The sequence below is a fragment of the Actinomadura vinacea genome, assembly GCF_039532545.1.
Classification (GTDB): Bacteria; Actinomycetota; Actinomycetes; order Streptosporangiales; family Streptosporangiaceae; genus Spirillospora; species Spirillospora vinacea.
In genome coordinates this window covers 206,005-218,450 of the sequence record NZ_BAAARW010000038.1, presented here as the reverse complement: position 1 = coordinate 218,450, position 12,446 = coordinate 206,005, and the positions used below count along the sequence as shown (strand labels likewise).

Below are 12,446 nucleotides of genomic sequence, written 5' to 3'. Positions count from 1 at the left end.
CGCACGGCGAGCGGCGGCGCGGCTAGGGGAGGGAGAAGCCCTCGGGCGGCGCGCCCTCGGCGAACAGCATCCCCACCCGAACCTTGTCCTCTCGTATCTCCCGGGCCCGCCGGTACTCGGGGGAGTCGTACCACTCCCGGATCCGGTCCATGTCGGGGAACTCGATGACCAGGAACCGGGAGGAGTCCCAGGTGCCTTCGACGGGCTCGGGCGTGGGGCCTGCGACCAGGTAACGGCCGCCGTGGTCGAGGATGGACTTCTGGGCCACGGGCGCGTAGGCCAGGCCGGCCTCCTCGTCGAGCACGTCGACGTTGACGATCACGTAAGCGGGCATGGGACGCTCCGATTCCTTTGGACACGGCGTGTACTAATGACACGGCAGAGACTATTGCACCCCTGTAACCTGTTCAAGGTGGGCATCGACGCGGGTGTGATGAGCCGCCGGGAGCGGCTGCGGGTGGAGACGGGCCGGGAGATCAAGGCCATCGCGTTGCGGCAGCTGGCGGAAGGCGGGCCCGGAGCGATCTCGCTGCGCGGCATCGCCCGCGAGATGGGGATGACGGCGCGCGCGATCTACAGCTACTTCGCTACCCGGGACGACCTGATCACGGCACTGATCAGCGGAATCGCCGCCTCGCTCGCGGAGTCGCTGGAGACCGCCAGCGACGCCGTGCCCGACACCGACCCCGGCGGCAGGCTGCTGGCGTGGGGTCAGGCCCTGAGGGAATGGGCGCTGGCCCACCCGGAGAGCTTCCGGCTCTTCTACGGCCACCCCATCCCCGGCTACCAGCCCCCCGAGGACGGGCCGGTCGACCAGACGGCACGCCGCGTGTGCCGCGAACTGACCCGCCTGGTGGCCGCCGCATGGCCGCACGCGCGGCACCTCCAGCCCGAGGACGCCTCCTGGTCCGACCTCCACCCGGACTACGTCGCGAAGATCCAGGCGGACCTGCCGGACGTGCCGCCCGCCGCGGCGGCGCTCGCGCTGCGCGTCTGGGGCCGGATGCACGGCCTGGTGGCGCTGGAGATCGACGGCCACATCCACCCCGTCGCGGGCAACCCGGCCGCCCTGCACCGCGCCGAGATGCTCGACCTGGTCAGGTCACTGGGCCTGGATCAGGTTCCGCCCCCGAAGGTCATCGGCCGGTAAGGTCGTCCTGGTGAGCAACGACGCTTTTGCGCTGGCTCGGGACGCGGCGGAGCGGCTGCGCGCCCGCACGTCCTTCGAGTCCTTTGATGTGGCCCTGGTGATGGGGTCGGGCTGGGTCCCCGCGGCGGACGCGCTCGGCGATCCGGAGGCGGAGCTCCCGGTGACCGACCTGCCGGGGTTCGCGCCGCCCGCGGTGGAGGGGCACGCCGGACGGCTGCGGGCCGTGCGGGTGGGCGGACGCAACGCGCTGGTCCTCCTGGGCCGCACGCACTTGTACGAGGGGCTCGGGGTGGAGGCGGCGGTGCACGGCGTCCGGACCGCGCTGGCGGCCGGGGTGCGCGCGGTGGTGCTGACGAACGCGGCGGGCGGGCTGCGGCCGGAGCGGCAGAAGGTGGGCGATCCGGTGCTGATCTCCGACCATCTCAACCTGACCGGCGCGAATCCGCTGACCGGGCCGGCGTTCCTGGATCTGACCGAGGTGTACTCGCGGCGGCTGCGGGCGCTGGCCCGCGAGGTGGACCCGACGCTGGACGAGGGCGTGTACGCGGCGCTGCCCGGCCCGTCGTTCGAGACCCCGGCCGAGATCCGGATGCTGCGCACGCTGGGCGCCGACCTGGTGGGCATGTCGACGGTGCTGGAGGCGATCGCGGCGCGGCAGGGCGGCGCGGAGGTGCTGGGCGTCTCCCTGGTGACCAATGTCGCCGCCGGTCTGGCGGAGGGGCCGCTCGACCACGAGGAGGTGCTGGCCGCCGGACGCGCCGCCGCCGAGCGGATGGGCGGGCTGCTGGCCACCCTCGCCTCCAAGGTCTGAGCGATGGATCCGGAGGAGTGGCTGGCCCAGGACCCCGACCCGGAGACCGTCGCGGAGTTGCGCGGGATCCTGGCGTCCGGGGACGAGGCGGCGCTGGCCGACCGTTTCGGGGCGCGGCTGGAATTCGGGACGGCGGGCCTGCGCGGCGAGCTCGGCGCGGGCCCCAACCGGATGAACCGGGTGACGGTGATGCGCGCCGCCGCCGGTCTGGCGGCCCGGCTCCGCCAGGACGGCGGGGGCGGCGTGGTGATCGGCTACGACGCGCGGCACGGTTCGGAGCGGTTCGCGCTCGACACGGCGGCGGTCGTGACGGGCGCGGGCCTGAGCGCCTGGCTGCTCCCCCGTCCGCTGCCCACGCCCGTGCTGGCGTTCGCCGTCCGGCATCTGGGCGCGGCGGCGGGCGTGATGGTGACCGCCAGCCACAACCCGCCCCGCGACAACGGCTACAAGGTGTACTGGGGCGATGGGGCGCAGATCGTCCCGCCGCTGGACGCGGAGATCTCGGCGGCGATCGACGCGGTCGGCCGGGTGGACGGGCTGCCGCTCGGCAAGGACTGGACCGTCCTCGGCGAGGAGATCGTCGAGGCGTACCTGCGGGCGCTCTCCGGCCTTCCGCTGGGCGACGCCCGCGAGGTGGCGACCGCATATACGCCCCTGCACGGGGTGGGCCGGGACGTGCTGCTGAGCGCCTTCGAGCGGGCCGGTTTCCCGGCGCCGGCGGTCGTCCCGGAGCAGGCCGAGCCCGACCCGGACTTCCCGACGGTCGCGTTCCCCAATCCCGAGGAGCCGGGCGCGATGGACCTGGTCCTCGGGCTGGCCTCGGACTCCGGCGCGGACCTGGTGATCGCGAACGATCCGGACGCGGACCGCTGCGCGGTGGCCGTCCCGGACGGGCCGGGCTGGCGGCAGCTGACCGGCGACGAGGTCGGCGGGCTGCTGGCCGAGCACGTGCTGCGGCACACCGCGGGCGACCGGCTGGTCGTCACGACCATCGTCTCCTCGTCGCTGCTGGCCGCGATCGCGGCGGCGCACGGCGCCCGCTCGGCCCGCACCCTCACCGGCTTCAAGTGGATCATGAAGGCGGGCGAGGGGATCGTCTACGGGTACGAGGAGGCGCTCGGCCACAGCGTCGGCGGTGTCGTCCGCGACAAGGACGGCATCGGCGCCGCGCTGGCCGTCGCCGCCCTGGCCGCCGAGGCCGCGCGGGACGGCCGGACGCTCACCGACCTCCTGGACGACCAGGCCCGCCGGTACGGCCTGCACGCGACCGCGCAGCTGTCCCTGCGGGTCGAGGATCTGGCGCTGATCCCCGAGGCCCTCGCCCGTCTCCGTGCCGCGCCCCCGGCCGAGCTGGCGGGCCGGGCGGTGGAGCGCTTCGAGGACCTCGCCGAGGGCGTGGACGGGCTGCCGCCCACCGAAGGGCTGCGGCTCCGGCTCGCCGGGCCCGCGCGGATCGTCGTGCGGCCGTCGGGCACCGAGCGCAAGCTCAAGTGCTACCTGGAGGTCGTCCGCCCAGCGGACGAGGACCCCGCCGCCGCCCGCGCGCAAGCCCAGGAGGATCTCGACGCGCTCCGCGAAGCGCTCTCCGCCGCCCTCGCCCTTCCCTGAAAGCGTTCACCACCGGGCGATGAGCGGCGTGTCCGGTTCGTGCTGCCGCCAGCCTTCGGTGAGGCGGGCGAGGCGGGTCGGGGCGGCGATGCCGCGCACGGTTGCGATCTTGCCACCTGTGATGTCGAACGTCACGGCGCCGACGACCCGGTCGCCGAGCACGACGAGGATGGCCGGGGAACCGTTGACGAGCGCGTAGTGGACGGCGGGCGTGCCACCGACGAACCGCCGTTTCGCGGGTGTGGGTTTGAAGCCGGCCCGTACGACGGCGGCGATGCGCTGCGGAGTGTCGTACCGCAGCAGCTTCTCGGCCACGCCGGCGCCGTCGGAGATCGCGGTCGCGTCGTCGGTGAGCAGCGCCACCAGCCGTTCGGTGCGGCCGGAGGAGGCGGCGGCGAGGAATTCCTCGACGATCCTGCGGGCGGACGCCGGGTCGGCTTCGCCGGCGCGGCGCGCGGCGGTGATGCGGCGCCGGGCCCGGTGGAGGTGCTGCTGGCTCGCGGACTCGGTGATGTCGAGGATCTCGGCGATCTCGGCGTGGCTGTGGGAGAACGCTTCGCGCAGCAGGTAGACGGCCCGCTCGAGGGGTGACAGTCGCTCCATGAGAGTCAGCACGGCCAGGGAGACCGATTCGCGCTGCTCGAAAGTGTCGGCCGGGCCGAGCATCGGGTCGCCGTCGAGGAGCGGTTCGGGCAGCCAGTCGCCGACGGTGCGTTCGCGGCGGGCCTGTGCGGAGCGGAGCCGGTCCAGGCACAGGTTGGTGACGACCTTGGTCAGCCATGCCTCCGGCACCCTGATCAGCTGCCGGTCGGCGGCCTGCCAGTGCAGGAACGCGTCCTGCACGGCGTCTTCGGCGTCGGCGGCGGAGCCCAGCAGCCGGTACGCCAGCGAGGCCAGCCGGCTCCGGCTGGCCTCGAACCGACCGGTGTCGAAGCGATCGGCGGCGGCGCTGTCCACGCGGACCACCCTAGGCGGCAACGCGACCGCCTTCTCGGCGGACGTGTTCGCGGGAGGTGTCCGGGGCGGCGGCCAGGCGGCGCTTGCGCTTGGGCAGGCCGAAGGTCGGGTGCGAGGCGGCCCACAGCGAGGTCCTGAGGATGGCCGCCTTGATCCGCGCGGCCTTCCGGCCGCCCATGTACTTCGGCTTCGCCTGCGCTTGGTCGTCGACCAGCTGCAGGATCCCGTCCCGCCGCCCGAGGCTGATGTGGTTGGCCACGTACTCCAGCTTGGTCTGGGGGATCGTGCGGCCGGTCAGGCGTCCCACGATCGCGGCGATCGCCTGCATGCCGGTGTAGCCGGCCGACGCGCAGGACATCGGCAGCGGCCGGCCGTTGTCGCCGATGGCGTGGACGCTGTCGCCGACGGCGTAGACGTTCGGGTGCGAGACAGACCGCATGGTGCGATCGACGACGATCCGACCGTTCTCGGTGACCTCCAGCCCGCCGGCGGCGGCGATGGGGCTGACCGCGAACCCGGCCGTCCACACGGTCGCGTCGGACGCCAGGGCGGTGCCGTCGGCGCACAGCACCCGCGTCGCCTCGACGGATTCGACGCTGGTGTGCTCCAGGACGGTGAGGCCCAGCCGGTCGCAGGCCTGGCGCAGGTGGCGGCGGGCTCCGGCGGAGAGCGGAGCGCCGAGCTCGCCGCGGGCGACCAGCGTCACCGACAGGCCGGGCCGGGATTCGGCGATCTCGGTGGCGGTCTCGATGCCGGTCAACCCGTCGCCGACGACCAGCACACTCCCGCCTTCGGCTCGCCCGTCCAGGCTGTCCAGGCGCTCGCGCAGGCGCAGCGCCGAGGGCCTGGCGGCGACGTTGAAGGCGTGCTCGGCCGCGCCGGGGACGCCGTGGTCGGCGACGTGGCTGCCGAGCGCGTAGACAAGCGTGTCGTAGCCGAGCTCGCCGCCGCCCCCGGCGTCGGCCACGGCGACGACCTGGCGCTCAGGGTCGACGGCGGTGACACGGGCCAGGCGCAGCAGTATCCCCGTGCCCGCGAAGACGTCGGCGAGCTTCGGAGTCCCGATCTGCTGGCCGGCCGCGAGCTGGTGCAGCCGCAGCCGCTGGACGAAGTCCGGCACGGCGTTGACCACGGTGATCTCGGTGTCCGCCGGGGACAGCCGGCGGGCCAGGGTCCCGGCCACGTAGGCCCCGGCATAGCCGGCGCCGAGGACGAGGATGCGGTGCTTCATGTGTCGCTCCTGTCGGTTCGCTTGCTCTCGGTGGGTTGAGCGGAACAGCGTCCCGATTGCTGACAGGAACTACATGTGGCATGGGTCACAGAGCGGCAGGAGCGGAGCCCGCGACGCCGAAGCCGTCCGCTTCGCCACCCCTACATCACCAGGGCGAGGATCCCGGCCACGACCACCAGCGCGCCCGGGACGGCCAACGCGGCGACCGCGGGCCGCGACCAGCCCAGCGTCCCGGTCTCCGTGTCGGTCTTGGTGGCGGCCTTGCCCTTGGGACGGTGCCGGTCGGCGATCTCGTTGAGCTGCTGGGCCGCGTACGCCGTCGGCGTGCGGCCCTTCAGCTTCTCCGCGGGCATGTCCCGGTTGGACCGGCGGGCCCGCGCCTCCGCCTTCGCCTGGGCACGCGGCGAGGTCTGCAGCACCCACGCCTTCACCGTGCGCTCGCCGCCCTCCGCCGCGAACCGGAACGTCAGCGCGTGCGTCCCCGCGATCTCGCGCGCGGCCGGCCACGGCACCCGCGCCTCGCGCAGCGGGTTCCGCACGGTCAGCCCGCCCTCGTCGGCGACCACGGCGGGACGCAGCCCCATCACGTAGGCGAGGCCGCAGCCGAGCAGCAGCAGGGCGGCCATGACCACCGAGGCCATGTCGCGGCCGCGCACGGCGATGTCCATGAGGTTGAGCGCGGCGAAGGCCATCCACGCCCATGCGCCCACCCGAGCGGCGGTGGACCGGATCGTCAGCAGCGGGGTCATCCCCGCATCATGCCCGGTCCCCGCGCAGCTCGACGAACCCCGGCTTGATCACCCCGTTGATCAACTCCAGGCGTTCGGTGAAGCCGATGAAGGCCGACTTCATCGCGTTCACGGTGAACCACTGGAGGTCGTCCCAGCCGTAGTCGAACGCCTCCACCAGCTTGGCGAACTCCCGGGACGGCGTGGTCCCGCTCATCAGCCGGTTGTCGGTGTTGACGGTGACCCGGAAGCTCAGCCGCCGCAGCAGCCCGATCGGGTGCTCGGCGATCGACTTGGCCGCGCCGGTCTGGATGTTGGACGTCGGGCACATCTCCAGCGGAATCCGCTTGTCCCGCACGTAGGCGGCCAGCCGGCCAAGCTCGGGGACGCCGTCCTCGTCCTCGGTGATGTCGTCGATGATCCGGACGCCGTGGCCGAGCCGGTCCGCGCCGCACCACTGGATGGCCTGCCAGATCGACGGCAGCCCGAACGCCTCGCCCGCGTGGATGGTGAAGTGGGCGTTCTCGCGCTGGAGGTACTCGAAGGCGTCCAGGTGGCGGGTGGGCGGGTACCCGGCCTCGGCGCCCGCGATGTCGAACCCGACCACGCCGGCGTCCCGGTACCGGACGGCCAGCTCGGCGATCTCCATGCTGCGCGCCTGGTGCCGCATCGCGGTGACGAGCGTGCCGATCCTGATCCCGTGCTCGCGTCCGCCCCGCTCGAACCCGTCCAGGACGGCCTCGATGACCTGCTCCAGGGTGAGTCCCGTGGTGGTGTGCTGCTCGGGCGCGTAGCGGACCTCCGCGTACACCACGCCGTCGGCGGCCAGGTCCTCGGCGCACTCGTACGCCACCCGGGTCAGCGCTTCGACCGACTGCATGACGCCGACGGTGTGCGAGAACGTCTCCAGGTAGCGCTCCAGGGAGCCGGAGTCGGACGCCTCGGCGAACCAGGTGCGCAGACCGCCGGGGTCGGTCGTCGGCAGATCGCCGTAGCCGCCGTCCCGCGCGAGATCCACGATGGTCTCTGGACGCAGCCCGCCGTCCAGGTGGTCGTGCAGCAGGACCTTGGGCGCGCGCCGGATGTCGTCAAGCGACGGACGATCGTTCATCCAGGGAATCTACCCGCCGCACACCCTCGGCACGTCGGCAACACTCGCCGACGAATCGCACCTTCCCTGGTAGACGACCGGCATCAGGAGCACCCCATGGGGAACCGTGCCCAAACCCATTTCCCGGGGTGGGTCCGGTCGACGCTCCGGTCCTCGGTGAGGGCCATGACGATCTGAAGGCCCAGACCCCCGATGTCGCCGGACTGGTGCCCCTCGTCCAGCGCGCGGGCATCGGGCTGGAGATCCTCGAGCGAGAGCGGCTGGAGTCGCCTCGGGGTGGGCTCCTCGTCACTTGCGTCCCACACCCCGACCCAGATGGATCGGTCCTCGAACACGGCCTTGAAGGTGATCTCTTGATCGGGAGTGGCCGCACACGCGTTGGTGACCAGTTCGGAGACGCTCAGGTGCAGATCGTCGATCAGCTCGGCCGGCAGGCGGTCGAGCAGCCCCAGCAGGCCGAGGCGCTGCTCCAGGTGCTGCCGCATGGTGCCCGGAAAACTCCTGGAGGGGAGCCCCGCACAGGTTAGAACGCGATCACTCGCCGCCGTCGTTGCCGTCATCTCCCAGCCTCCCTACGGAATGTCTGCGATCCACGACACAGAGTGAACTGAGAGCGAGTACCTTGTCGCGTATCACCGCGGAATCGATACGGTCCGATACCGATCGGAAGTCGCTCATGGCAGCAGTGGAATCCTTGGACCTGGACAACGACATCTGGCACTGGATAGCTGCCGAGCTGCGTTTTTGGCGTGAGCGTGAGGAGCTGTCGCTCTCTGCCATGGCTGAGATCATGGGATGCAACAAGCCCTACGTATCGAACGTCGAGCATGGTCGCCCCACGCATCGAATGAACGACCGGCACGCAAAGGCCATTGACCAGCATTTTTGCCTAGGTGAACACTTTCAAAGGATGGTTCGATACGCCCGCGCTGGTCACGATCCCGATTGGTTCCGGGCACACGTCATCTACGAGCAGAGAGCCAGCGTCATCAAGATCTACGAGGCTCAGGTCATTCCGGGGCTGCTGCAGACTCCCGACTACGCTCGCGCGCTGCTGACCGCGGGCCGGGCCGACGATGTAGAGGCATGGACACAGCGCCGCATGGAACGGCAGGCGGTACTCACCAAGCAGAACAGGCCGGAGCTATGGGTAATCATGAGCCAGAACGTCCTAGATTGGCCTGTAGGTGGGACAACCGTGATGCGGGAGCAGTTGACCAAGCTCCTCGAACTCGACGAGCTCACGAACGTGACTGTGCGCGTCCTACCAAGATCCGTGGGTGCTCATGTCGCTCTGGAGGGGTCCTTCAAAGTGATCACAGTGCAAGAGGGCGACGTGACCTACATGGAAGCGTGCGGAGGAGGAAGGACCACGCTGGACCCCAATGAAGTGACGGAACGTCGGGTACGGTTCGACCGAATCGGGGCGGATGCCCTGCCGAGAGGACAGAGCCTCGACCTCATCCGTCAAACCATGGAGAGCTACAGATGACGCAGTGGCGCAAGTCCAGCTACAGCGGGGCCACACAGGGAACGGACTGCGTAGAGTTGGCCACCCTCCCCCAGGGCGTCGGCATCAGGGACTCCAGGGCCCCCGATGAAGGACATCTCACCGTCGAATTCGCAGACTTCGCCGCCCTCGTTGGCCAGGTCAAGGACGGCAAGCTCGACCTATAGTCCCATGTCAAACATGGAGGGCTACGGATGACCCAGTGGCGCAAGAGCAGCCGGTCCGAAGGAGGTACCAGCGGAGAGTGCATCGAGCTGGCCACCCTCGACGAAGGCATCGGCATCAGGGACTCCAAGGCGCCCGCGGCCGGGCGCCTGACCGTCAACCCCGAGGTCCTGGCGGGTGTGGCGCGCGTCAAGGCTGGACAGCTCGACAAGTAGGACCGGACAGACGAGAACCCCCGACTGCGGCCGGGGGTTCTTCGCTGTAAATAAGCCGACATGGCAGCTGTCGCCTACGGCTCCGCCCGTTCCCGATGGACGGCGGCGGCGCGGTCGATGTCGGGGCCGCGGTCCCAGAGCGCGGCCGGGTCGTCGGGCATGAGGGGTGCGCCCACGGCGTCCATGTCGGGATACGACATCGTCCACGTCGCGCATTTGCGGGGCGAGTCCGGGTCGACGAAGAGCGCGCGGATCTCCTTGGGGATCTCTGCGGGGTCGTGGCGGGACCACTGGCCGAAGCAGATCGTTGCGGCGTCGATGAGCGCGATCCCGGCAGCCTCGGCCAGTTGGTGGGCCCAGTCCGGATTCTGCGGGACGGGGCCGCGCTCGTCCAGCAGCCGGCCGAGCTCGGCGATCCGGTCGGCGCCGCCCCAGCCCTGCGGCACCGGACGGTCCTTGATCTGCCAGTCCGGCATGTCGACGGGCCCGAACGCGCCGTCGGGGGAGTATTCGAGGGTCTCCGACCAGTCCGGGCGGTAGTAGTGGTGGCCGAAGATCAGGGCGCCGTTCGGGGTGCGCCACAGCTCCAGGTCGCGGGTGTGCGGGTGGTCGGCCGTCCACGACAGGGCGAGGCGGCGCCAGCGGCCGCTGCCGTCGCCCAGCGGGGTGTTCGCCCACGCGTGCAGGATCTCCAGCTGCGAGGCGCGGCCGCGGGCCGTCCGCCAGGGCCGGGCGGCGTTCAGCGCGAGCAGGCCGAGCTGCCCGAAGTCGCGCGATGGAAAGGTGGCCAGGTCACCGGCGACGGCGATCGGGTGGCCGCGTTCCCCGCGCGGCCGCGCCGCCGCCTCCTCCATGAGCTCGGCCAGCCGCCGGAACCTTGTGACCAGGTGCAGCGAACGCGCGACCGGGAGGTCGGGGCGGGTCCGCAGCACGTCCGGCAGCCCGGGCCGCGGCTCCATGCCGAGGACGTCGCGCAACCGGACGAGGCGGTACACGCACTGGACGGCGGAGAGGGCGGACTGGACGATCTCCTGACGCAGCCGGACCGCGGTGACCTGCGACGGGATGGTTTCGACGGCGGTCTGCGGCCCGGTGAGCGCGGCGTCCAGCAGCCGTGCGGCCGCCTCGCGTGTGAATTCGCGCAGCGCCGCCGAGCCGTCCGGGTCGGCGGGCGCCATGAGGGGCCACCAGCCGGGCGGTGGGAGGGGCAGGGCATCGCGGAGCGACTGCCCGGCGGTGTAGGGCAGCAGCGCCGTGACCGTCCCGTCGTGGGCGGTCACGGTGATCCCGCCCCGCGAATAGGTGACGCGGGCGGGGCCGGGGGTTCCGGGGAAGGCGACCTCCGCGGAGGCGGGGCTGTGGGGCCGGCTCCGCCAGGTGTCCTGCTCCATGGTCAGGACGGGCCCGGTGATGTCGTTCTCCACCCGGAAGGTCTGCCAGGCGCCGTTCACCCGGCGGGAGAAGTAGGCGTTCTCGCCGTCGTACCAGGTGCCGATGCCCCGCTCCGGCTTCGGGCCCCTGAGCTGCTCGACGGGACCGGCGGGACCGATGACATCGGAGGCGCCGTTGTTCCAGGTGTAGGTGAGGAACGCGCCGTGCTGGAGGACTTGTGCGTTCGGAGCGTGCGCCGCGCTGTGGCGGGGGCGGGCGAGTTCGGACGGCAGGCCGCCGCGCACGGTCGCCAGCAGGGCCTCCAGCGGGTCGGCGAGCCGCATTCCGGTGGCGAATCCCGGCTCCAGGTCGGCGTAGCCGGCCTCTGCCAGCGGGACCAGCCTCGTCAGGGCGTGGTCGAGCTCGGGCAGCGACCCGGATGCCGATTGGGCCTTCCACCCCTCGACCAGCTCCCGGAGCAGGTCCCGCAGCGCGGGAACCGAGCAGAAGGCGCGCAGGATGGCCGGGTAGTCCAAGTTGGAGTAATAGCCCAGGTCCTGAACGAACAGGTCCACCTGGACCACGAACGCGTGCCGTTCCTCGGGGCCGGCCTCCAATGCGCCGGTCAGCTCCGCGAAGTCGGTTCCGGCACGCCAGTTCGGCGCCTGCACGCGATTCCAGAGGGACGCGTTCTTGGGCCGCGGGACGTACACCGAACCGCCCGGCGGCGGCACCGCCGGATCGTCCAGGACGGAGGCGGCGGATGGTTCGGGCTCGGCGAGACGGTCGCCGGCCTGGTCGACGAGCCGCAGCAGCACCTCGGGCGCGCAGCGGCGGGCGACGGTGAAGAACCACGCCGGCGGTACGTGCGCGCCGGCGTCCGCCTCGGCCAGCGCCTCCAGCCAGTACTGGCGGATCTCGGCGGCGAGGTCGGCGTCCTGCGCGTCCTCGTCCGGCTCGGCGGCCAACAGCAGGTCCAGCAGGGGACGGTCGGCGGCGGCGATCCGGCCGAGCGGCCTGCGGGCGGCCCTCCAGATCGCGTGCGACGCGGCCGGAAGGACGCCGGTGCGCAGGAGCCGTTCGGTCAGCCTCGCCTCCCCGTCCTTCTTCTTGACTCCGGCGGCTTTGGCCAGGCCCAGCAGGTCGGGGAAGACGCGCGCGTACGGGACGAGCCCTGCGGCGAAGGACGCCTCCAGAATCTCCCAGAAGCGGTTGTGCGCCTCATCGGCGGACAGTTCCCCGGCCATCAGCTTGACGTGGTCGCGCAGCGCCCCCGGTGCGACGGCGCCCGTCGGCGTGAACTCAAGGAACACCGCGTGCAGCCGGTCCAGGTCGCGCAGGCTGGGATGCTTCTTCTCGACCTTGCGCGCCTCGCTGAACGCCCACTCCGCCAGCTCACCGTCCCCGGCCGCGCCGAACTCCCGGCACGCCTGCTCGAAGAACGGCGGCAGGTCGGCGGCGGGCAGCGGCTTGGCCAGTTTGTTCACGCCCGACTTGGCCTTGCGCGGGTCGGCGGCGGCGCTCGCGGCCAGCGCCGCCAGGTCGGCTTGGTGCGGGGAGGGGGTCGTCACGGGGTGCTGCTCCAGCCA

At 71.8% G+C, this 12,446-nt stretch carries 13 protein-coding genes; 6 read left to right on the top strand and 7 right to left on the bottom strand.

Annotation, left to right across the window (positions count from 1 at the left end; translation table 11 throughout):
• Positions 1–22 precede the first annotated feature (22 nt).
• Positions 23–334 (bottom strand): DUF1330 domain-containing protein, encoded by a 312-nt coding sequence (locus ABD340_RS40810; protein WP_344596650.1) that lies wholly within the window; start codon positions 332–334, stop codon positions 23–25.
• A gap of 78 nt (positions 335–412) precedes the next feature.
• Between ABD340_RS40810 and ABD340_RS40805 the strand changes: the two genes are divergently transcribed.
• Genes ABD340_RS40805 through ABD340_RS40795 form a run of 3 tightly spaced genes read left to right on the top strand, consistent with a single transcriptional unit; the run spans position 413 to position 3,569 of the window.
• The gene (locus tag ABD340_RS40805; RefSeq protein WP_344596649.1) at positions 413–1,150 is read left to right on the top strand and encodes a TetR/AcrR family transcriptional regulator; all 738 of its coding nucleotides are present in this window, start codon (positions 413–415) and stop codon (positions 1,148–1,150) included.
• 10 nt (positions 1,151–1,160) lie between these two features.
• A complete protein-coding gene (locus ABD340_RS40800; RefSeq protein WP_344596648.1) occupies positions 1,161–1,961 on the top strand; it encodes a purine-nucleoside phosphorylase in 801 nt (266 codons plus the stop codon).
• Positions 1,962–1,964: 3 nt separating this feature from the next.
• Positions 1,965–3,569: a phospho-sugar mutase gene (locus ABD340_RS40795; protein WP_344596646.1), complete on the top strand. Its 1,605-nt coding sequence runs from the start codon at positions 1,965–1,967 to the stop codon at positions 3,567–3,569.
• Positions 3,570–3,575: 6 nt separating this feature from the next.
• Here the strand turns inward: ABD340_RS40795 and ABD340_RS40790 are convergent, their stop codons facing one another.
• From ABD340_RS40790 to ABD340_RS40770, 5 genes are all read right to left on the bottom strand, one after another.
• Complete coding sequence (locus ABD340_RS40790) at positions 3,576–4,526, bottom strand: sigma-70 family RNA polymerase sigma factor (RefSeq protein WP_344596645.1); 951 nt, start codon at positions 4,524–4,526, stop codon at positions 3,576–3,578.
• A gap of 10 nt (positions 4,527–4,536) precedes the next feature.
• The gene (locus tag ABD340_RS40785) at positions 4,537–5,757 is read right to left on the bottom strand and encodes an NAD(P)/FAD-dependent oxidoreductase (RefSeq protein WP_344596643.1); all 1,221 of its coding nucleotides are present in this window, start codon (positions 5,755–5,757) and stop codon (positions 4,537–4,539) included.
• Between the two features lie 140 nt (positions 5,758–5,897).
• A complete protein-coding gene (locus ABD340_RS40780) occupies positions 5,898–6,506 on the bottom strand; it encodes a PH domain-containing protein (RefSeq protein WP_344596642.1) in 609 nt (202 codons plus the stop codon).
• Between the two features lie 7 nt (positions 6,507–6,513).
• A complete protein-coding gene (locus ABD340_RS40775) occupies positions 6,514–7,596 on the bottom strand; it encodes an adenosine deaminase (protein ID WP_344596641.1) in 1,083 nt (360 codons plus the stop codon).
• An 83-nt stretch (positions 7,597–7,679) separates the two neighbouring features.
• A complete protein-coding gene (locus ABD340_RS40770; protein WP_344596640.1) occupies positions 7,680–8,081 on the bottom strand; it encodes an ATP-binding protein in 402 nt (133 codons plus the stop codon).
• Positions 8,082–8,272: 191 nt separating this feature from the next.
• Here ABD340_RS40770 and ABD340_RS40765 point away from each other — a divergent pair, with 191 nt between their 5' ends.
• From ABD340_RS40765 to ABD340_RS40755, 3 genes are read left to right on the top strand one after another with little or no spacing between them, the layout of a single operon-like run.
• Positions 8,273–9,088 (top strand): Scr1 family TA system antitoxin-like transcriptional regulator, encoded by an 816-nt coding sequence (locus ABD340_RS40765; protein WP_344596638.1) that lies wholly within the window; start codon positions 8,273–8,275, stop codon positions 9,086–9,088.
• Complete coding sequence (locus ABD340_RS40760) at positions 9,085–9,273, top strand: DUF397 domain-containing protein (protein ID WP_344596636.1); 189 nt, start codon at positions 9,085–9,087, stop codon at positions 9,271–9,273. Before ABD340_RS40765 ends, ABD340_RS40760 begins: the two co-directional genes overlap by 4 nt.
• 27 nt (positions 9,274–9,300) lie before the next feature.
• A complete protein-coding gene (locus ABD340_RS40755; protein ID WP_344596635.1) occupies positions 9,301–9,486 on the top strand; it encodes a DUF397 domain-containing protein in 186 nt (61 codons plus the stop codon).
• A 74-nt stretch (positions 9,487–9,560) separates the two neighbouring features.
• Here ABD340_RS40755 and ABD340_RS40750 read toward each other — a convergent pair whose 3' ends face one another.
• Positions 9,561–12,428, bottom strand: coding sequence for a hypothetical protein (locus tag ABD340_RS40750; RefSeq protein ID WP_344596634.1), 2,868 nt, complete (start codon positions 12,426–12,428; stop codon positions 9,561–9,563).
• Between the last annotated feature and the right edge of the window lie 18 nt (positions 12,429–12,446).

What these genes read in the sequence shown, in the direction of transcription:
- ABD340_RS40810 (WP_344596650.1), bottom strand. Translation starts at nt 334, where the DNA reads ATGCCCGCTTACGTGATCGTCAACGTCGACGTGCTCGACGAGGAGGCC.
- ABD340_RS40795 (WP_344596646.1), top strand. Translation starts at nt 1,965, where the DNA reads ATGGATCCGGAGGAGTGGCTGGCCCAGGACCCCGACCCGGAGACCGTC.
- ABD340_RS40785 (WP_344596643.1), bottom strand. Translation starts at nt 5,757, where the DNA reads ATGAAGCACCGCATCCTCGTCCTCGGCGCCGGCTATGCCGGGGCCTAC.
- ABD340_RS40780 (WP_344596642.1), bottom strand. Translation starts at nt 6,506, where the DNA reads ATGACCCCGCTGCTGACGATCCGGTCCACCGCCGCTCGGGTGGGCGCA.
- ABD340_RS40775 (WP_344596641.1), bottom strand. Translation starts at nt 7,596, where the DNA reads ATGAACGATCGTCCGTCGCTTGACGACATCCGGCGCGCGCCCAAGGTC.
- ABD340_RS40770 (WP_344596640.1), bottom strand. Translation starts at nt 8,081, where the DNA reads ATGCGGCAGCACCTGGAGCAGCGCCTCGGCCTGCTGGGGCTGCTCGAC.
- ABD340_RS40765 (WP_344596638.1), top strand. Translation starts at nt 8,273, where the DNA reads ATGGCAGCAGTGGAATCCTTGGACCTGGACAACGACATCTGGCACTGG.
- ABD340_RS40760 (WP_344596636.1), top strand. Translation starts at nt 9,085, where the DNA reads ATGACGCAGTGGCGCAAGTCCAGCTACAGCGGGGCCACACAGGGAACG.
- ABD340_RS40755 (WP_344596635.1), top strand. Translation starts at nt 9,301, where the DNA reads ATGACCCAGTGGCGCAAGAGCAGCCGGTCCGAAGGAGGTACCAGCGGA.